We start from the raw sequence: 19446 nt of genomic DNA on the forward strand, positions 1-19446 counted from the left end.
TCTTTAGGTGTTGTAACATTAGGTAACTTATCAGATGAACAAATCATTGATGATTTAACTCAAGAAGAAAATAAGAGATTTATGTTACACTATAATTTTCCAGCATTCTCAGTTGGTGAAGTAGGATTCAGTCGTGCTCCAGGACGTCGTGAAATTGGTCACGGTGCTTTAGGAGAACGTGCATTAGCTCAAGTTATCCCTTCTAAAGAAGATTTCCCATATACGATTCGTATCGTATCAGAAATCTTAGAATCTAACGGTTCAAGTTCTCAAGCTACAATCTGCTCTGGATCTATGGCTCTTATGGCAGCTGGGGTTCCGATTAAAGCTCAGGTAGCTGGTATTGCAATGGGATTAGTTAAGAAAGATGAGCACTACACAATTTTAACTGATATTCAAGGTATGGAAGACCACCTTGGAGATATGGACTTTAAAGTAGCTGGTACTGCTGACGGGATTACTGCGCTTCAAATGGACATCAAAATTGATGGTTTAAGTGAGCAAATCTTAAAAGAATCACTAGAACAAGCGCGTGTAGGTAGATTACAAATTCTAGATCACATGAACAGCATTATCGCTGAACCTCGCCAAGAAGTTTCTACATTTGCACCGAAAATTAAAATTATTAAAATTAAACCTGAAAAAATTAAAGATGTTATTGGTTCAGGTGGTAAAGTTATCAATGAAATCATTGAAAAAACTGGTGTTAAAATTGATATCGAACAAAATGGTGATGTATTTATTTCTTCACCTGAAATTGAAGGAATTAATAAAGCAATTGAAATTATCGAAAATATTACTCGTGAAGCAGAAGTTGGTGAAATCTATCTAGCTGAAGTTAAACGTATTGAAAAATTCGGTGCTTTCGTTGAATTATTCCCAGGAGTTGATGCTCTAGTTCACATTTCTAAATTAGCTGAAGAAAGAGTAAATAAAGTTGAAGATGTTGTAAAAGTTGGAGATACTCTGAAAGTTAAAGTAATTAAAATTGATGAGAAAGGTCGAGTAGACGCAGCAGCTCATTTCTAGGAGAAATTTATGGAGTTATTTGAAAAAGAAAGACGTGGAATATATGTCTATTTTAAAAGTTTTAAAGACTTAAATAAATTAGAAAAATATGGGAACTTTATTTCTTATTCTAAAAGAGGAAGATATGCATGCATCTATGTTGATGAAAACAGATTAGCTAGCATAGTAGAAGAACTTAAGAAAAAGAAATTCGTAAAAAAAGTAGAATTATCAGGAATGTCCGACTTACATTTAAGTTTTGAACATTTAGATAAAGATTTACAAACAAAATAAAAATATTAAAATAAGGGGGAAGCTAAAGCTATATTCTCCCTTATTTTAAAGATATCATTAATAAATACAGTATATTAGATATTTATTGCGAGGAAACATGAGAGTTATAGCAGGAAAATACAGATCTATAAAATTAAATGCTGTTGAAGGAATGAATACAAGACCGACAACGGATAAAATTAAAGAAAATTTATTCAATATGATAGATTGCTATGATTGTAAAGTATTAGACCTTTTTGGTGGAACTGGTGGCTTGGGAATAGAAGCGTTAAGTCGTGGAGCGAAGCACACAACTTTTATAGATGGAAGTAATAATGCAATAAAAGTCATTAAAAGTAATATTGAAAAATGTAGAATAGATGCTACAGATTATTCTTTATATAGAAATGATTTCAAACGAGCATTGAAAATTTTCGGAAAAAAAGAAGAGAAATTTGATATTATATTTCTAGATCCACCGTACGATAAAGGTTTAGTAGATGAAGCATTACAGTGTATTTTAGATAATAATCTATGTAATGATGAGGCGTTAGTAATTTGTGAAAAGAGCAATACAGAAGAAATCACTATTACTGATGAAAAACTTGAAGTTATAAAAGAAAAACAGTATGGAATAACAGATATAGTAATCTTTGAATATATGGAGAAATAAAAATGAAACGAAAAATAGCGATTGTACCAGGTAGTTTTGATCCTATTACTTATGGACATATAGATATTATAAAACGAAGTTCAGAGTTATTTGATGAGATTATAGTAGCTATCTTGGTAAATCCTGATAAGAAATATTTATTTTCACTTGATGAAAGAGTGGAGATGATTGAAGAAACAATAAAAGATATTCCAAATGTTAGAGTGGATGCATTCTCAGGATTATTAGTAAACTATGCAAAGAAGGTTGGTTCAAGTGTCATAGTTAGAGGTCTAAGAGCCGTATCTGACTTTGAATATGAGATGCAATTAACATTTATGAACAAAGCTTTGGATGAAGGTATTGAGACATTTTATATGATGGCTAATAAACAATATTCATTTATTAGTTCTAGTATTGTTAAAGGTGTTTCAGGTTTTGGAGCGGATTTATCTAAGTTTGTTCCTAAAAATGTAGAAGAGCGTTTGGAAAAAAAGATGAAAGAGAGAGGATAAAGGTGAAAAAAATCCTATTTACTGGAGGCGGTTCGGCAGGTCATGTATCTGTAAATGTGGCTTTGATTCCAGAATTCAAGAAAAATGGATATGAGATTTCTTATATTGGGAGCAAAACCGGTATAGAAAATGAGATGATAGGAAAGATTCCAGAAGTAAAATATTACAAAATAAGTTCAGGTAAATTAAGAAGATATTTTTCTTGGGAAAATTTTATAGATCCATTCAAAGTAATGAAAGGAATTGTAGATTCTTTATTAATATTAAAAAAAGAGAAACCAAATTTTGTTTTTTCAAAAGGTGGATTTGTTAGTGTCCCGGTTTGTGTGGCAGCTAAGCTACTAAGAATTCCAGTAGTCTTACATGAATCGGATCTTACACCAGGACTTGCTAATAAGATTAATATTAAATTTTGTAATCATATCTTTACAACTTTTGAAGATACTCAAAAGTTTTTACCTAAGGGTAAAGCTAGTTTAATCGGAGCTATTGTAAGAGATGATATTTATATAGGAGATAGTCAAAAAGCTTATGAATTAACAGGTTTTAAAGAAGATAGACCTGTGTTATTAGTAATGGGTGGATCTTTAGGATCAAAAATTTTAAATGATTATATTTGGGATAATATTGATAATCTTACAGAAAAATATCAAATCGTTCACCTAGTTGGAAAAGGGCTATTAAATAACAATATAAATAAAGAAGGGTATAAACAATTTGAATTTCTTTCAAAAGAATTGTTTGATGTATTAAAAATTACAGATTTTGTTATTTCAAGAGCAGGTGCAAATTCAATATATGAATTTTTAGCTTTAGAATTACCTCCGATTCTTGTTCCACTTGGAACTAATCAAAGTAGAGGAGATCAAATTGAAAATGCTAGATTCTTCGAAAAAAATGGATTTGCAAAAGTGGTTGTAGAAGAGGACTTCGCAACACTTCCTATTTCTCAAATTGATGAATTTTATAATAATTTAGAAGATTATAAACATTCTATGCAAGTTTATAAAAATGAAAAGCGTGTAATAAACGACGTAACAGATTTTTATAACAAGATTTTGGATAAAGTAGGAGGTGAAAAATAGGATGAAGAAATTAAGCGTACTTACGTATGTGAAGATATTAGTTTTCATAGCATTAGCAGTTGTAGCAATAAAATTTCCAAATAATGATTTCGATAGAATAATTGCTGATTTACTTGAAATAAAAGCCTTGGGGCAAATAGCTAAAATAATATCACTTGTTTTTAATGATAAATTATTATTATTATTAATGATTTTATTAACAGGATTTTTAGTTTGGATAAAAGAGCTTAAGAAAGCTGTATTTATATTCTTTAGTGCAGGTTTCGGAGGATTCTTCTTATCAGCATTTAAGTACAGTATTCAAAGGGTTAGACCATTACCAGAACTTCATGATGGTTTTAGTTTCCCTAGTGGTCACTCTACTTTTGTAGCATTATTTTTCTTAGCATTACTTTTTGTAATTAATAAAAAAGAAATACTAACTGTAATTGCTACCTTTGCAATTATTGCAGTTCCAATTTCAAGAATGATTTTAGGTGCGCACTTTATTAGTGACGTAACAGCGGGATTATTACTTGGAAGTATCATAGTTGATTTTATGAAAGTTTATTATGAGAATATCTATAATATATTAATGAGGTTATTAGGAAAGACAAATGAATAAATTAAAAAATAAAGAGGGGATAGTTGCACTTTGCTTAGCAATTGTACATTTTGCTCTATGGTATTACTTTGCTTATATTAAGTTTGATGTAAATAATGTAAAATCATATAAGTATGTGTTAGGACTTCCCGAATGGTTTTTCTATAGTTCTATAGTAGTTAGTGTTCTGATAATAATCTTAGTTATTGTCTTAACAAATCTTTTACTAAATGATGAGATAAAAGAGGAGGAAAATAATGACAAGTAATTTAGATTATAGAATATTAATTCTCTTTGTAACTATATTTTTAGGAATAATACTATTACCATTATTTATGAATCGTATTAGTAAAACAGAACAGAACGGTAGTTTCTTTGAAAAGTATTATTTAGCAGATAGGAAGGTAAGTGGTATTGTCTTAGCGATAACATTAATGTCTACTTATGGCTCTGCTTCTACATTTTTAGGAGGACCCGGTGTTGCTTATAAACTCGGTTATGGTTGGGTGTTACTTGCTGTAATTCAAGTGGTAACTGGCTATTTTGTACTATTAGTTTTAGCTAAAAAGTTTAAAACAGCCGCACAAAAAATAAATGCAATAACAATAAGTGATTATTTAAAAAATAGATATGAATCTAAAGTAGTAGCTTTCATATCAACACTTGCTATGATTGTATTTTTAATTGCTGCGATGAGTGCCCAGTGGGTAGGTGGAGCTAAGTTATTAGCAGCCTTCATGGGAATTGAGTATAAGACTGGTATTGTTCTTATCTCAGTAATTATTATATTCTGTGTAGTATTCGGTGGATTAAAAAATATACTAATAACTGATATGATCCAAGGATTAATAATGATTTTCTCTACAATAATTTTATTATTTGCTGTAATTAATTATGGTGGAGGTATTGATCAGATTACAGCCAACCTGGTTAATATAAATGAAAAAATACTAACTCCGTTTGGGGCAAATGGTAGCTTAACACCAAGTTATGTTAGTTCGTTTTGGGTATTAGTCGGAGTAGGGGTTATTGGTATTCCACAAATTGCTATTAACTCGATGTTATATAAAAATAAACGAAGTTTAAAACAGTCTATTATTGTCGGATCAATTGTTATCTTTATAGTAATGTTTGGAGTTCATTTAATAGGAGTTATGGCAAGAGGAGTATTCCCAGATATCAAAGACTATGATTCGGTTATTCCGATAATAACTTTAAAAGTACTTCCTTGGTATTTAGCAGCATTAGTTCTTGCAGCACCAATGGCAGCAATCATAACTACAGTAAATGCTCAATTCTTATTAATTTCATCTGCATTAATAAAGGATTTACTATTTAATAATAAATCCATTAAAGAAAAAATTACAGGTAAGAAAGTTCCTATCTTTGTATATGGTGTTAATATTCTTGTGATTTTATTGATAATGTTACTAAGTATGAGACCACCTAGTCTAATAGTAAATGTTAATCTATTTGCATTTGGAGGATTAGAAGCAACTTTCCTATGGCCGATTTTATTAGGATTATACTGGAAAAAAGCTGAAAAATACGGAGCACTTAGTTCTATAGTTTTAGGATTAGTAAGTTATATACTTATAAAAACTGTGTATGTAATTAAATTTATAGAACCGGTAGTGATTTCGTTATCAATATCTCTAGTAGCTTTTGTAATAGTTTCATTATTAATGAGTAAAAAACAATTGAAAAAATAGTTATATTGTAATAAAATAAAAAATAAAGAGTAAGGAGGAATAAAAATGTCGAAAAAAGTTATAGTTAAACATACAGATGCTGAGAAATTCACTGTTAGTAATATGCTAACTGTGGGCAAAGAATATGAAGTAGTGAATGAAACAGAAGAATATGTATTTGTAGTAGATAACAGTGGAAAAGTAGGCGGATACTACCACGATTATTTTGAAGAAGTAAAATAATTCAAGGGGTAAAATGATGAAAAAAAATACTATAAAGAATACAGTTCTAGTTGGATTATTTATAATACTAGCACCACTTATTTTAGTAGGAGTTACTGCTTTAGGGAATTCTCTTGGAGGAAAGGCAAAAGATAAGGTTGTTCAGACAACAGAACAAACTGCGAAGGTTCCAGAAGAGACAAAAGCAGAAACTAATAAAGATATACCAAAAGCTAATGATTCAAAAGTAACTGAAGAAAATACTAATAAAAAAGAAACGACAGCTAGCGAATCAGAAAAGGGTGAATCAACAGGAGTAGTTAGTGCAACCCCTGTTGTAGGTCAAGATTATATTATAAAATCTGGAGATACGTTATTCACTATTGCTTCAAAGGCGTATGGAGAAGTTAATTCTCAAAGTGGTGTAGAAAAAATTAAAGAGGCTAATAATATTAGTAATAATAATATTGCAGCTGGACAAAAAATTCAAATACCGAAATTATAAAAAAGAAATCATCTCATTAGTGGAGATGACTTCTTTTTTTATTTTAATTTACGTTTTGTGTATATTGAGTAGATAATGCTAATAACAAAGCCAATAAGAACTAGTGAAATTGCTACATAAAATGCCTCTGTGAAATCTCCATTATTTTTAGCGGCTATTCCAGCAGCGTATTTAGGTGCAAAAAATGCAGCGGTAGAAAATCCTATAAAGACAATTCCATAGTTAACTCCCTGATTAATAGGTCCAAATGTTTTCATAACTAATGGAGCAAAAACTCCCATAATTCCACCAAAACATAGACCAAGGAGAACAAGACCGACTGTCAGACCAACGGTAGTTCTAATGTTAACTAGAGTTAATAATGAAATAGCAATTACCGAATATATTGCAATAAGAGTCTTCTCATGTCCTATTTTATCTGAAACAACGCCCCATACAACACGTCCGAAGGTATTTGAAAGAGCGTAAATACTAACAAAAGTTGCAGCAACTGAAGCAGTTAGTCCGAACATAGTTTGGCTTATTACTGATGCGTTTGATGCTACCATAAGTCCAGAGAATGCTCCAATAGCAAACATTGAAATAATAAAGTAAAATGATAAACTCATTAACATTTGTTTCCAATTTTTATTAGCAGCCTCTTGTTTAATTTCTGCAACAGGTTGAATCCAACCTTCAGGTTGATAATTCGCAGGAGCAACTTTTATGAAGAATAGAGCTATTATAATAATTACTAAGTATGCACTACCTAAGTAGATAAATGCATTATGAACTCCATAATTAGCGATTAGATTATGAGCTATTGGAGCAGCGATAACACTAGCACCACCCATTGCTCCCGTTATTAAACCAGCAGCTAGACCTCTCTTATCAGGGAAGAATCTAAGCGCATTACTTATAATTCCAGAATAAGCAAATGCTTGTCCAACTCCAGATAATACACCATAGCTAAAATATAACATCCCTTTCGTAGTTGCAAATCCAGTAAGTATGAATCCAACAGCAAATAAGATTCCCCCTAAAATAATAGAGATATTTGCTTTTCCTTTATCAGTAATAAATCCTCCAAGAATAGTAGGGATAGGAGCAATAGCTGCGTTAATAGTAAATGCTAGCATTACATCGGGCATACTCCATCCTTTCGATACACTTAGAGGCTTTGCAAAAACACTAAAAGAATATAGCGAACCTGTACATAGTAAAATTGCCATTGAGGCGATTAAGACAGTCCATCTTGTATTTTTGTTCATTTAATCATCCTTTCGAAATAATCTGTTTATGTAAAGTAATATGTTAACATTAAAAATTCGGCTAATCAATAGATTAGTCGAATTTTTATGAATATATAATAAAGATTTCAATAAAATTAGCTATTATTTAAATCATTATTTAGCAATTCTAATTTTTCTATTAAAATATCAATTTGCTCATCTGAGAGACTTAAGCTTAGTCTAATATAATTTTCACCACCGTGACCGAATACATGTCCAGGCATAGTAACAATTCTATATTTTTTTAATAATAATTCAAAGAAACTTTGGCTATCATATCCGTCTTTAACTTTTAACCAGATGAAAATTCCACCTTCAGGTTTAAAATAGGAATATCCTAGTTCATCAAGTTTTGCAGTAATTTTATCTATTCTTTTTGTATAAGTTTCTTTTATATGACTAGTCAAGTGTTTGTGATTTTTTAATGCTGTAATTACTACATCTTGAACGGCACCATAAATATTTGCATGGAATATTGTATTATATTCTTTTAGACCACGAATTATTTCTTTATTACCTACTGCAAAACCGATTCTTAGACCTGAAATTGAAAAATTCTTAGAAAACGAGAAAAATTCAACTCCTACTTCTTTAGCTCCAGTAGTTTGCATAAATGCAGGAGAGTAGCCATCTTTATAGTAAAAGTCTGAATATGCATGATCTTGAAGTACCACTATATTATGTTCTCTCGCCCAACTTACAGTTTCCTCATAAAATTCTTTTGTAGCAACAGCTCCAATAGGGTTTGAAGGATAGTTTAGAAATATAAGTTTAGCGTCTTTAACTGATTTTTCAGGAATGTCAGAGTAATCTACTAAATAATTGTTTTCTTGTTTTAATTCTATCTCTTCATATTTTGCTTGAGCTAAAGCAATTCCTTGAATGTAGTCAGGATAACTTGGTACTGGTAATAATACAGTATCATTTGGATTAAGAAGTACCGAAGGAATACTAGATAGTCCAGATTTAGTACCAAATACTAAAGCAATTTCATCTTTAGGATCTGCGTCTATATTATAGTTTTCTTTAAGCCAATGTGAAATTTCATTAAGTAATGTTGCTTTTCCATCAAATGCTCCATATCTCATGTTTTCAGGTTTTCTTATAGCTATTTCTAATTCTTTAAGTAAAAGTTCAGGGGTATCAGAGTCTGGAACTCCGATACCCGCATTTAATAATGGATTACCACTTGAACTTTCCTCAGAGATTAATTTGAAAATAGGATAGAATACATTTTCAGGAATATTTTTAATTGTATTTGATAATTCAATTTTCATAATTAATCACTTCCTTGTTAATTATTTTCCAGGTTTGTCAAATCCTTTGAAATCTTTGTTAATGATTTCATCAAATTCTTTAGATTGAACGATTTCTACTAAATCTTTAGCAAATTGTTTATCTTTGTTTGCTGTAGTTACAACAATATTGTTACGGTTATTTTCGTTCATTTTTTCTAAGATTAGAGCTTTTGTTAAATCAAATTTAGCTGCAAGAGCAAAGTTACCAGGAACTGCAGCAAGAGTAGTACTGCTTAATGATCTAGCAAGTTGACCAGCTTCTAATTCTGTAAATTTAAGTTTTTTAGGATTTTCTACTACATCATTTTTAGTGATTTTTAGTACATCAGTATTAGGTTTAATTTTGATTAAATCAGCAGCAGCTAATAATGCATAAGCACGAGCAGCGTTTGAAGGGTCGTTTGGAAGAGTTACTTCAGCACCTTCTGGTAAATCTTTAAGATCTTTAACTTTATCAGAATATAATCCCATTGGTGCAGTTGGAACAGGAGCAAGAGCTGTTAAGTCCATTCCATTTTGTTCAGCAAATTTTTTCATGTAAATTTTGTGTTGGAATAAGTTTGCATCTAATTCACCGCTGTTTAACGCTTTGTTAGGTTGGATGTAATCTGAGAATTCAGTAACTTTAACTGTATATCCTTTTTTTTCAAGAAGTGGTTTAAGTGCTTTGTTTACCATATCAGCATAAGGACCAGATGTTGCACCAATTTTTACTTCTTTTTTCTCTCCACCGTTATTATTGTTTGAGCTTGTAGCTCCACAAGCAGCTAATGTAATAGCTAAAAATGCTGTAAAAACAACTGTTAATATTTTTTTTAGTTTATTCATAAATATAAATCTCCTTTAAATTAATTTTTTTTGAATTTTTTTGAAATTGAATTTCCTATATATTGTGTAATTTGGACTAAGATAATTAATAGAATTACTGTAATCCACATTGTAAAGTTATCAAAACGATAATAACCATATCTGATGGCAAGGTCTCCGATTCCACCACCACCAACAACACCAGCCATTGCAGAAAAAGCAATTAGGTTGATTAATGTCAGTGTAATTGATTGAATAATTCCGAACATAGCCTCAGGTATTAATACTTCTTTAACTATTAATTTTAGAGAAGCACCAGAAGCAACTGCTGACTCGATAACTCCGTAGTCTATTTCATTTAGAGAAGTATCAACTAGTCTCGTAAATAGAGGAATAGCTGCAACTGTAAGTGGTACTATTGCTCCAGTAGGTCCAGTTGATTTTCCTAATAAAAATAGAGTAAATGGTATTAAGAATACCAAAAGAATAATAAATGGAATAGAACGAATTGTATTAACTAGAAAATCTACTGTTTTATAAATAATAACATTTTTGAATAAAAGTCTATTACTAGTTAAAAATAAAATAACGCCTAAAAACAATCCAACTATTACTGTTATTATAATAGAGACACTTATCATGTATAATGAATCAGCAAATGATTTTATTAATTCTGGTTGTAAATTTTTCCATTGTTCTATTAAACTTAGATTATTTTCCATATACATTCACCTCCACATCATTAACTTGATCAATTAAGTGATTTACAAATTTTTCTGTATTATCAGGCTCACCAACTACTGAAAAAGTTAAACTTCCTAACTGTTTATTTTGAATGTATTCAATCCGACCAGCAAGTATGTTAGTAGTAACATTATATTTATTTGCTAAAGTCTGAATTAAAGGTTCTTTAGTAGCTTCACCTTTAAAAATAACCCTTATTACAGTTTCATTTTTATAATGTTCGGCAAGATGTTCTTCAAAATCTTCGTCATTGTGTAAATTAGCTATAAATTCTTGCATTAATTTTGTTTTAGGATTTGAGAAAATCTCATAAACAGAATTTAATTCAATAATTTCACCATTCTCCATTACGGCTACATTATCACAGATCTGTTTAATAACTTCCATTTCATGAGTAACAAGAATAATTGTAATTCCCAACTTACGATTAATTTCCTTCAATAAAGACAAAATTTGTTTAGTTGTAACAGGATCTAATGCACTCGTTGCTTCATCACAAAGTAATAATTTGGGATTATTCGCAAGAGCTTTAGCAATACCAACACGTTGTTTTTGACCACCTGAAAGTTGGCTTGGATAAACATTTTTTTTATCAGAAAGTCCTACAAGTTCTAACAATTCATCAATTCTTTTCGGAATATCTTTTGAATCAACATCACCAGCTTTTAAATTGAATGCAACATTTTCACCTACAGTCTTTGAACTTAGTAGATTGAACTGTTGGAAAATCATTCCGATTTTTTGCCTGTAAGAGCGTAAATCCTTTCTATTAAGTTTGTTAACAATTTGATTATCTACAATTACTTCTCCTTCAGAAGGAGTTTCTAGTAAGTTAAGACATCGTAGAAGGGTACTTTTTCCAGCACCAGAGTAGCCGATAATTCCAAATATTTCACCAGCTTTTACATGGAGATTAGTAGGTTTAAGTGCTTGAATTTCTTTACTTTTTTGATAGAAGGTTTTACTAACGTTATTAAGATTAATCATATATTTCTCCTTTCTTTATAATAAAAAGACGCACTCTAGCTTTTGCTAAAGGACGTCTTAACGTGTTACCACCTTTATTTATACAATAATCACTTATTGTACCTTAGTAAGTTACAAACATAACTTTTGCTATAACGGGCAATACCGTAGTAAAAACTATATGCTCAAAGTCCATTTCTCTTACTCCTGACTATTCTCTTTCACCAACCGAGAACTCTCTAAAAGTAGATAGTAAGATTCTACTCATCAACGCATTTAATTGTTAATGACTATATTCTAGCATAAATTTTCTGACAATGCAATATAAAAATTCAAAAGTTTATATAAAAAAAGTTAATTTTCGGGATAATGGGCATCTTTAATTAAGAAGATTGTGATTTTGTTATAATAGTTAAAATGCTTAATATGGTTAGTTACCTTATAAAATTATTAATATATTGGAATACAAAATTTATTAAAAGTTTGTTGCATTAAGTCTTTTATGATATAATGAAGTGTGTTACATAGGAGGAATTATGTTTAAATTTTTTAGAAAAAATGAATCAGTGGAAAAAAATGACAAACAAGAGTTGAAAAAAATTCCGACACACGTTGCTATTATAATGGATGGTAATGGACGTTGGGCTAAAAAAAGAAATATGCCTAGAATTAAAGGACACTATGAAGGGATGCAAACTGTAAAAAAAATAACAAAATATGCATCAAAACTAGGTATAGAATATCTAACATTATATGCTTTTTCTACAGAAAATTGGGCGAGACCTAAAGAAGAAGTTAGTTATTTAATGGATCTTCCTGAAAAGATGTTCAGTAGTTTTATGCCAGAACTTATGGAAAATAATGTAAAAGTTGAAGTAATTGGTGTTGTAGAAAAATTACCAGAAAATACAAGAAAAGCAGTAAATGATGCAATAGAGCAGACAAAAAATAATACTGGATTAAAATTAATTTTTGCATTGAATTATGGGTCTAAAGATGAGATGTTAAGAGCTATTAAGCAAATTGCTAAAGATGTACAAGATAATAAATACAGTATAAATGAAATTTCTGAAGTTCATGTAAGTGAAAATCTATTTACGGCTAATACTCCAGATCCAGATTTACTAATTAGAACTTCGGGAGAACAAAGAATTTCAAACTTTTTACTTTGGCAAATTGCTTATAGTGAATTTTTATTCACTAAAGTTGCTTGGCCAGACTTTACAGAAGAAGAGTTTTATCGAGCTTTATTAGAATATCAAAGTAGAGATAGAAGGTTTGGAGGGTTAAATGAAGACTAGGGTAATAACTGCCATAGTGGCATTAATTGTTTTCCTACCATTACTATTTTTAGGTGGAGATTATTTTAAATTTACAACATTCGCACTTGGTGTGATGGCTATGTATGAAATAGTAAGAATGACTTTTAAAGAAACAAATATAGTAGTTTTAGGGTTATCTTCTTTAGCAGGTGCATCGTTATTTTTACATGAAGAGATTTCACAGTTACAAGTATATGGTTTACTATTTTTAATTTTAGTTGGTATGTTAGCGACTGTAGTTGCAACAGGGCATAAAATTAAATTAGTTGAAATTGGTTCGATTATATTTATAACTGCATATATTTTTATAGGATTTTATTGTTTGTTTATGATAAGAAACTTGAGCTTATCGCATGTAGCTTATTTATTACTTACAATTTGGTTTACTGATAGTTTTGCATATTTTGGTGGAATGAAGTTTGGTAAGAATAAACTTTCACCCAAAATAAGTCCTAACAAATCAATTGAAGGTTCTGTAATAGGTAGTCTATCATCAATAGTAATAGCATTATTGTTTTTCTATATAACTAATATATTTTCTAATCTATTAGTTGCGATTGCTATTACATTGGTAGTTAGTGCCGTTGGTCAATTTGGTGATTTAATTGAATCAGCATATAAGAGAGAATATCAAGTAAAAGATAGTAGTAATTTATTACCAGGGCATGGTGGTATTTTTGACAGATTTGATTCTGTAATATTATCAGCACCATGTTTAATAATTTTACTAAATATATTTTAGAGGATAGAAAGGAGTATTAGATGCAAGGTATTATAGCATTTATATTAATATTTTTTGTGGTAGTAACTATTCACGAATTTGGTCATTTTATAGTTGCGAAAAGAGCAGGAATATTGTGCCAAGAATTCGCAATAGGAATGGGACCTAAAATATTTCATAAAAAAATTGGAGAGACTAACTTTACAATAAGACTTCTTCCTGTAGGTGGATATGTAAAAATGCCAGACAATGTTTTCGATTTTAATAATGATGTGTCGGTATATGATCTAAAAAAAGGAATGAAAGTTAGTTTAAAATTAGATGAAAATGATAAGGTCGAAAAAATAGTTTTAGATAAAAGCAATGATATGGATTTACTTCCATTAGAATTGAATGAATTTGATCTAACTGAAAAATTATTTGTAGAAGGTTTTGTTGGGGATAAAATTGAACGCTATGAAGTAAGAAAAGATGCATGCGTTGCATTTGGTGGAATGGAAGAGCAAATTGCACCAGTTGAAAGAATGTTTTCTTCACATTCATGGGGGAAAAAATTCTGGACATTATTTGCAGGACCGTTGATGAACTTTATATTGGCCTTAGCAATTTTCTTAGGTATTTCAATTTATAGTGGAGTTCCATCAAATACTACTCGCTTAGGTGAATTAGCATCTAATTACCCAGCTTACTCTTCTGGATTAAAACAAGGAGATGTAGTTGAGCAGGTGAATGGTAAGAGTGTTACTACATGGAAAGAAATGACTAATGAGATAGTAAATTCTAATGGAGCTGAGCTTACTTTAAAAGTTTCTCGTGACGGTTCACAACAAGAAATTAAAGTTACACCAAAAGAAGAAATAACTGTGAAAAAAGGTAAAGAAGTTAAAACATATAAACTTGGAATAGACCCAGCTTATGAGAAAGACTTAGCGGGTTCTATTAAGAGTGGTTTTGAACAAACTCTATATTACGGAACAGCGATTTTCATGGGAATTATTAATCTGTTTGCTTCATTATTTAGTGGTGGATTTAGTCTAAACCAACTTGGTGGTCCTGTAGCGATTTATGAAATGTCTTCTGCAGCTGCACAGAGTGGTTTAATTACAACATTAAAATGGACAGGAATTTTAAGTGTTAACTTAGGTCTTATGAACCTAATTCCTATTCCAGTTCTTGATGGGGGACGTATCATATTTGTAATATACGAAGCAATCTTCAAAAAGCCAATTAATAAAAAAGCCCAATATTACTTAACTGTGGCATTCGGATTATTAATGGTTGCGTTAATGCTAGCAGTAACATGGAATGATATCCAAAGATTATTTGGGAAATAGATAATAAAAAAAACGAGAAATTGATTTACTTCTCGTTTTTTATATCTTTAAAAGAAAAGTTAATTTTAAAAATTGCAAGTATAAATTTTGAAATTTATACTTTAGTTTATTTAATAGGGAATACCCTTTTAAAAATATTCTATATGAGAACTCACAAACGTAATTGTATATTGAAATCTATAGGTGACTCGACAAAATAGATTACTTCAAAATAACGATTTTTGAAACACTCCCTACTATTTTTAACTGTTTTAAGCTATAATATAATAGAGAATATATAGGAAAAGGTGATAATATGGTTAAATTTTTACATACTGCTGATTGGCACATTGGAAGGAAATTACAAGGAATAGATTTATTGGAAGATCAGCAAGGTGTGTTAGATAATCTAATAACTGAAATGAAGAAAATAAATCCTGATTTTTTAATTATTGCAGGAGATTTATATGATAGAAGTGTTCCTAGTAAAGAAGCGACTACACTCCTACAAGAACTTTTAGTTAAAATTAATATAGAGTGTAATGTGCCAATTTTTGCTATTAGCGGAAACCATGACAGCAGGGAAAGGCTAGCGATTGGGGATGCTTGGTTTAGCAAACATAAATTTTATCTTCACACAAGATTAGAGCAAGCTTTTGATAAACTTTCTTATGAAGATGCTGATATATATTTATTACCATATTTTGAACCTTTTGAAGCGAGAGAATATTTTGAAGATGCTACATTAACAACGCATAATGCAGCAACTAAAAGAGTAATTGATGAAATTTATAAAAATTTAGATACGAATAAGACTAATATTTTAGTAGCTCATACTTTTGTTTCTGGTGGATTAGAGACCGATTCTGAAAGAGAAATATCTGTAGGTACTGTTGAAAATGTGGCTGTGGAAGTCTTTGATAAGTTTGATTATGTTGCTCTAGGTCATCTTCATAATCCAAATGCAATAAATGAGGAACGTTTGAAATATAGTGGAAGTCCAATGGCGTACTCATTCTCTGAAGCTTCTCAAACTAAAGGAATGAGGCTTGTGAGGGTAACAAAGGAAAGTTATAATGAAGAGTTTATTCCATTAAAACCAAAAAGAAAGCTACATAATATTAGTGCATCCTATGAAGAAGTTTTAACGAAAGAATTTCAACAAAATTATGATTGTAAAAATGATTATTTTAGTATGGAACTGAGTGGTTTAGAGGGAATTACTGATCCGTTACCTAGAATTAAAGAATATTATCCTAATACTCTGATACTAAAGCAAAAAAGAAATACTGGCATAGATAATGAAATGAAATTAGATAGAGAGATGCTAACTAAGAGTCCTTTACAGTTAATAGAGGGATTCTATAATGAACAAACTGGTAGTGAATTAACTGAAGGTCAAAAACAAGTACTAGTAAATATTATAGATAAGGTGAGTCAAGATGAAACCAATTAGATTAGAATTAAAAGAATTTGGTCCATATAAGAACGAAATAATAGAATGGGATAGAATAATAAATGAACCGATATTTCTAATTACAGGAAAAACTGGTTCAGGGAAATCAACACTATTTGATGCTATTACTTATGCATTATACAATAAGACAACCGGAGGGAAAGATGTAGCCTCACTAAGAACGAAGACAGCCTTGGATAAGGACAAAACACAGGTTAACTTTGATTTTGAATTAAGTGGAAGAAAATATAGAATTGAGAGAACTCTGGCGTATTTGAAGGCTGGTAATAAAAACTTAACATCGGGGAAAGTTGCTTTAATGCAATATAATGATGAAAAATTAGAAGTAATCGCCACAAAAGAACAAGAGGTAAAAGAAAAAGTAGAAGAGTTGATAGGTTTAGATGATAAGCAATTTTGTCAAATAATTATCTTACCTCAAGGAAAATTTAAAGAGTTCTTATTATCGAAATCAAGTGAAAAAAAAGAAACTTTGAGATCATTATTTAATACTTACTTCTATCAAAAATTCGTGGAACAACTGCAAGAACAAGCCAAAAAATTAGATAGTTCACATAAGCAAAAAGAAAAAGAGTTGATTACTAGATTTGAACAGTTTGATATTGAGGAAGAACTTACAAAGTTTGAATATTTAAAAGACGAAAATTTTGAAGAAATACTAAGTATTATTCAATCGCAAGAAGAAACAATAAAAAATGAGAAAAAAGAATTATTAAAATTAGAACGTAGTTTTTCTAAAGAAAAAGAGAAATTTATAGAATTAAGTAAGCTCAATGATAAATTCACTCAACTTAAAAATAACAAGTTAGAACTAGAAGAATTAAGTAAAAAAGAAGAATATTATAGTAGACTTAAATTAGAAGTAGAGAAGTTAAAAGAGTTACAAAAGAGTAAAGATAAGATTATAGAGTACAGTACTTTATTAAATAAAAAATCACAATTAAGAAAACTTGAGCAAGATTTATTAGCAGAGGAAGATAAATATAAATTAGATTTAGATAATAATAAGAAATTACAATTAGAATTAAATGCACAAAAAGATAATATAGAAGAATTTAGAAAGGAAACTATTGATTATAAGTTTTTCTATAATAATTTTGATGAAATAGCTTCTGCTAAAACTAATATTGAAATATATAGCAAAAAATTAAAAGAGCTTATTTTGAAAAAAGAAACTTTTAGTGAATTAGAATCTAATATAAAAGATGAAAAAGAAGGTCATTTAGAACTTAACGAGGAGAAAAATATACTAGAGAGCAGTATTGGTAAGTTAAAATTAGAAATTTTAAAGAAAGAACAAGAGGTTGAAAAGTTCGAAGAATACAATAATAGGTTATCGGAATTAAACGAAAAAAAATCAAATATTGATTCGGATAAAAAACAATTAGAAGCCTTGAGAATAGATAAGGAAAAACTGGAGAAAGAGTTCTTATTGTTAAATAAAAATAAAGAACAAGAAATTTTAAATGGTTTTCTATTGAAATTACATGAGGGGGATGATTGTCCTTTATGTAAACAAAAAATTGAACACTTACCAGAAATTCCTAACTTAGTTGAGATTGATGATAATATAGAAAATTCACTTCAAAAAGTTAATAAAGATATAATTCAACTAGAAACTCTTATTGAAAAAAATGAAGAAGATATAGAACAATTAAGTAAGTTTTTAAAAAATCAAGAAGAGATTATAAACTTTAAATCTAAGGAAGAACTTTACCAATTAGAAGGTGAATTAAAGGTTGAGAATCCTAATTTAACTGAGATTGGTAAAAAAATCAAAGTATCAGAGGATAAAATTAAGGGACTTGCTCAAGAAATAGAGGAACTTTCAGAGTTATTTAAAAATGAAGATGAAATTAAACAAAAACATCTAGAAGCGAAAAATAAAATAGAACAGTTTGAGAAAAATGTAAAAATAGAGCTAGATGAGTTTGCTGACTATTATGAGAAAATACAATCTCAGGTTGAAGAGTTCGATAATACATGTAATGTTATACAAAATAATAGTAATGAACTATTGATAAGAAAAACTAAACTAGAAACAGAACAGAAAAATAATAAGACGAATTTACTAGAAGTTAGTAAAAGAATAGAAAGTATTGTTGATAGTTTCACTAATTCTAAGCTTAATAAGTATTACGTAACCTTAGAAATGGCAGAAGAAGACATAGCAGAATTGGTTAAATTAGAAGACTATGAATCTCAAATTAATAAATTTGAAGATGCCAAAAAAATTATAGTAAACACTATAGAAAAACTCGAAGAAGAGTTACAAGATATAGAACAACCAGATTTAGAAGAAGGGCAACGAAAACTACAAAATATTGAATCTCAAGTTAATGATTTTATAGAAAAAATTGCAGTGCTTAATACAAGATTAGAAAATAATAAAAAATTATATAAAAAAATTCATAGTGAGTATATTGAACTTTTAGAATCATCTAAAGAGATAAGAGAAATTATAGCATTTAGTGATGTTGTCAGCGGAAAAACTGAAAATAGAAAATCATTAGAAACGTACGTTCAAGGATATTATCTAGACTTGATTCTAGTTGCGGGAACTAAAAGATTATTACAGATGACAAATGACAGATATAGATTCATTAGACGTGATGAAAAATCAAAAGGTGGAGGACTTCAAGGATTAGAGATAGAAATACATGATATTTATCTAAATAGTACTCGTATTATTAGTTCTCTTTCTGGAGGAGAATTATTCTTAGCTTCTTTAGCTCTCGCTTTAGGGTTAGCCGAAGTTATTCAAAATGAGAGCGGGGGAATATCACTTGAAACTATCTTTATCGATGAAGGATTTGGATCATTAGATGCTGAAACACTTGATATTGCACTAACAACGCTAATAGATTTACAATCATACGGACGAAATATCGGTATTATTTCACATGTCAGTGAGCTAAAAGAAAGAATTAGACCGAAGGTAGAAGTCTATTCTAAAGATAATTATGCGAAGATTAAAATGACTGGAATATAAG

At 29.7% G+C, this 19446-nt stretch carries 20 protein-coding genes and 1 other annotated feature; of the genes, 15 read left to right on the top strand and 5 right to left on the bottom strand.

The genetic code is table 11. The features are described 5' to 3' along the window. The 10 genes from pnp to RWN11_RS02785 all read left to right on the top strand — a co-directional run. Positions 1-1029 (top strand): polyribonucleotide nucleotidyltransferase (pnp, locus tag RWN11_RS02740; RefSeq protein WP_314160267.1); only part of this gene is annotated, 1029 nt, incomplete at its 5' end. A 9-nt stretch (positions 1030-1038) separates the two neighbouring features. Next, a complete protein-coding gene (locus tag RWN11_RS02745) occupies positions 1039-1302 on the top strand; it encodes a DUF2129 domain-containing protein (RefSeq protein ID WP_314160268.1) in 264 nt (87 codons plus the stop codon). Positions 1303-1399: 97 nt separating this feature from the next. Continuing rightward, a complete protein-coding gene (gene rsmD / locus RWN11_RS02750; protein ID WP_314160269.1) occupies positions 1400-1954 on the top strand; it encodes a 16S rRNA (guanine(966)-N(2))-methyltransferase RsmD in 555 nt (184 codons plus the stop codon). A gap of 2 nt (positions 1955-1956) precedes the next feature. After that, on the top strand, positions 1957-2448 hold the full coding sequence (coaD, locus tag RWN11_RS02755) for a pantetheine-phosphate adenylyltransferase (protein WP_274459379.1): 492 nt from the start codon (positions 1957-1959) through the stop codon (positions 2446-2448). 2 nt (positions 2449-2450) lie between these two features. Further along, positions 2451-3533 carry an undecaprenyldiphospho-muramoylpentapeptide beta-N-acetylglucosaminyltransferase gene (locus RWN11_RS02760; RefSeq protein WP_314160270.1) on the top strand — a complete coding sequence of 361 codons (1083 nt, stop codon included), beginning with the start codon at positions 2451-2453 and terminating at the stop codon, positions 3531-3533. 1 nt (position 3534) lies between these two features. Beyond that, the gene (locus RWN11_RS02765; RefSeq protein WP_314160271.1) at positions 3535-4137 is read left to right on the top strand and encodes a phosphatase PAP2 family protein; all 603 of its coding nucleotides are present in this window, start codon (positions 3535-3537) and stop codon (positions 4135-4137) included. Continuing rightward, positions 4130-4384 carry a YhdT family protein gene (locus tag RWN11_RS02770; RefSeq protein ID WP_314160272.1) on the top strand — a complete coding sequence of 85 codons (255 nt, stop codon included), beginning with the start codon at positions 4130-4132 and terminating at the stop codon, positions 4382-4384. The genes RWN11_RS02765 and RWN11_RS02770 overlap by 8 nt, the downstream gene beginning before the upstream one ends. After that, positions 4374-5828, top strand: coding sequence for a sodium/pantothenate symporter (gene panF / locus RWN11_RS02775; RefSeq protein WP_314160273.1), 1455 nt, complete (start codon positions 4374-4376; stop codon positions 5826-5828). The genes RWN11_RS02770 and panF overlap by 11 nt, the downstream gene beginning before the upstream one ends. A 45-nt stretch (positions 5829-5873) precedes the next feature. After that, on the top strand, positions 5874-6050 hold the full coding sequence (locus tag RWN11_RS02780; protein WP_003146501.1) for a DUF6501 family protein: 177 nt from the start codon (positions 5874-5876) through the stop codon (positions 6048-6050). A 16-nt stretch (positions 6051-6066) separates the two neighbouring features. Continuing rightward, entirely contained in the window at positions 6067-6534 is a 468-nt protein-coding gene (locus RWN11_RS02785; RefSeq protein ID WP_314160274.1) for a LysM peptidoglycan-binding domain-containing protein, read from the top strand. Positions 6535-6572: 38 nt separating this feature from the next. Here RWN11_RS02785 and RWN11_RS02790 read toward each other — a convergent pair whose 3' ends face one another. The 5 genes from RWN11_RS02790 to RWN11_RS02810 form a co-directional block, all read right to left on the bottom strand. Then, positions 6573-7784: an OFA family MFS transporter gene (locus RWN11_RS02790; RefSeq protein ID WP_314160275.1), complete on the bottom strand. Its 1212-nt coding sequence runs from the start codon at positions 7782-7784 to the stop codon at positions 6573-6575. Positions 7785-7900: 116 nt separating this feature from the next. Further along, positions 7901-9082, bottom strand: coding sequence for an aminotransferase class I/II-fold pyridoxal phosphate-dependent enzyme (locus RWN11_RS02795; RefSeq protein WP_314160276.1), 1182 nt, complete (start codon positions 9080-9082; stop codon positions 7901-7903). Between the two features lie 21 nt (positions 9083-9103). Beyond that, on the bottom strand, positions 9104-9931 hold the full coding sequence (locus tag RWN11_RS02800) for a MetQ/NlpA family ABC transporter substrate-binding protein (RefSeq protein ID WP_314160277.1): 828 nt from the start codon (positions 9929-9931) through the stop codon (positions 9104-9106). 20 nt (positions 9932-9951) lie between these two features. Beyond that, positions 9952-10632 (bottom strand): methionine ABC transporter permease, encoded by a 681-nt coding sequence (locus RWN11_RS02805; RefSeq protein WP_299324315.1) that lies wholly within the window; start codon positions 10630-10632, stop codon positions 9952-9954. Further along, the gene (locus RWN11_RS02810) at positions 10622-11641 is read right to left on the bottom strand and encodes a methionine ABC transporter ATP-binding protein (RefSeq protein ID WP_314160278.1); all 1020 of its coding nucleotides are present in this window, start codon (positions 11639-11641) and stop codon (positions 10622-10624) included. Before RWN11_RS02810 ends, RWN11_RS02805 begins: the two co-directional genes overlap by 11 nt. A 45-nt stretch (positions 11642-11686) precedes the next feature. Next, positions 11687-11900, bottom strand: a binding site (T-box leader). Positions 11901-12156: 256 nt separating this feature from the next. Between RWN11_RS02810 and RWN11_RS02815 the strand changes: the two genes are divergently transcribed. The 5 genes from RWN11_RS02815 (at position 12157) to RWN11_RS02835 (ending at position 19445) form a co-directional block, all read left to right on the top strand. Next, positions 12157-12921, top strand: a complete 765-nt coding sequence (locus RWN11_RS02815) for an isoprenyl transferase (protein ID WP_314160279.1) — start codon at positions 12157-12159, stop codon at positions 12919-12921. Then, a complete protein-coding gene (locus RWN11_RS02820; protein ID WP_314160280.1) occupies positions 12911-13684 on the top strand; it encodes a phosphatidate cytidylyltransferase in 774 nt (257 codons plus the stop codon). Before RWN11_RS02815 ends, RWN11_RS02820 begins: the two co-directional genes overlap by 11 nt. Positions 13685-13704: 20 nt before the next feature. Continuing rightward, on the top strand, positions 13705-14997 hold the full coding sequence (gene rseP, locus RWN11_RS02825) for an RIP metalloprotease RseP (protein ID WP_314160281.1): 1293 nt from the start codon (positions 13705-13707) through the stop codon (positions 14995-14997). Positions 14998-15292: 295 nt separating this feature from the next. After that, complete coding sequence (locus tag RWN11_RS02830) at positions 15293-16432, top strand: exonuclease SbcCD subunit D (protein WP_314160282.1); 1140 nt, start codon at positions 15293-15295, stop codon at positions 16430-16432. After that, positions 16419-19445: an SbcC/MukB-like Walker B domain-containing protein gene (locus tag RWN11_RS02835; protein WP_314160283.1), complete on the top strand. Its 3027-nt coding sequence runs from the start codon at positions 16419-16421 to the stop codon at positions 19443-19445. The genes RWN11_RS02830 and RWN11_RS02835 overlap by 14 nt, the downstream gene beginning before the upstream one ends. Position 19446: the final 1 nt, after the last annotated feature.

The sequence above is a fragment of the uncultured Gemella sp. genome (genome assembly GCF_963519265.1).
GTDB lineage: Bacteria > Bacillota > Bacilli > Staphylococcales > Gemellaceae > Gemella.

Excerpts from the sequence above, each read along its gene's own strand:
- panF (WP_314160273.1), top strand. The coding sequence starts at position 4,374 with ATGACAAGTAATTTAGATTATAGAATATTAATTCTCTTTGTAACTATA.
- RWN11_RS02785 (WP_314160274.1), top strand. The coding sequence starts at position 6,067 with ATGAAAAAAAATACTATAAAGAATACAGTTCTAGTTGGATTATTTATA.
- RWN11_RS02790 (WP_314160275.1), bottom strand. The coding sequence starts at position 7,784 with ATGAACAAAAATACAAGATGGACTGTCTTAATCGCCTCAATGGCAATT.
- RWN11_RS02770 (WP_314160272.1), top strand. The coding sequence starts at position 4,130 with ATGAATAAATTAAAAAATAAAGAGGGGATAGTTGCACTTTGCTTAGCA.
- RWN11_RS02745 (WP_314160268.1), top strand. The coding sequence starts at position 1,039 with ATGGAGTTATTTGAAAAAGAAAGACGTGGAATATATGTCTATTTTAAA.
- rseP (WP_314160281.1), top strand. The coding sequence starts at position 13,705 with ATGCAAGGTATTATAGCATTTATATTAATATTTTTTGTGGTAGTAACT.
- RWN11_RS02815 (WP_314160279.1), top strand. The coding sequence starts at position 12,157 with ATGTTTAAATTTTTTAGAAAAAATGAATCAGTGGAAAAAAATGACAAA.
- RWN11_RS02795 (WP_314160276.1), bottom strand. The coding sequence starts at position 9,082 with ATGAAAATTGAATTATCAAATACAATTAAAAATATTCCTGAAAATGTA.
- RWN11_RS02810 (WP_314160278.1), bottom strand. The coding sequence starts at position 11,641 with ATGATTAATCTTAATAACGTTAGTAAAACCTTCTATCAAAAAAGTAAA.
- RWN11_RS02820 (WP_314160280.1), top strand. The coding sequence starts at position 12,911 with ATGAAGACTAGGGTAATAACTGCCATAGTGGCATTAATTGTTTTCCTA.
- RWN11_RS02805 (WP_299324315.1), bottom strand. The coding sequence starts at position 10,632 with ATGGAAAATAATCTAAGTTTAATAGAACAATGGAAAAATTTACAACCA.
- RWN11_RS02780 (WP_003146501.1), top strand. The coding sequence starts at position 5,874 with ATGTCGAAAAAAGTTATAGTTAAACATACAGATGCTGAGAAATTCACT.
- RWN11_RS02835 (WP_314160283.1), top strand. The coding sequence starts at position 16,419 with ATGAAACCAATTAGATTAGAATTAAAAGAATTTGGTCCATATAAGAAC.
- RWN11_RS02765 (WP_314160271.1), top strand. The coding sequence starts at position 3,535 with ATGAAGAAATTAAGCGTACTTACGTATGTGAAGATATTAGTTTTCATA.
- coaD (WP_274459379.1), top strand. The coding sequence starts at position 1,957 with ATGAAACGAAAAATAGCGATTGTACCAGGTAGTTTTGATCCTATTACT.
- rsmD (WP_314160269.1), top strand. The coding sequence starts at position 1,400 with ATGAGAGTTATAGCAGGAAAATACAGATCTATAAAATTAAATGCTGTT.
- RWN11_RS02830 (WP_314160282.1), top strand. The coding sequence starts at position 15,293 with ATGGTTAAATTTTTACATACTGCTGATTGGCACATTGGAAGGAAATTA.
- RWN11_RS02800 (WP_314160277.1), bottom strand. The coding sequence starts at position 9,931 with ATGAATAAACTAAAAAAAATATTAACAGTTGTTTTTACAGCATTTTTA.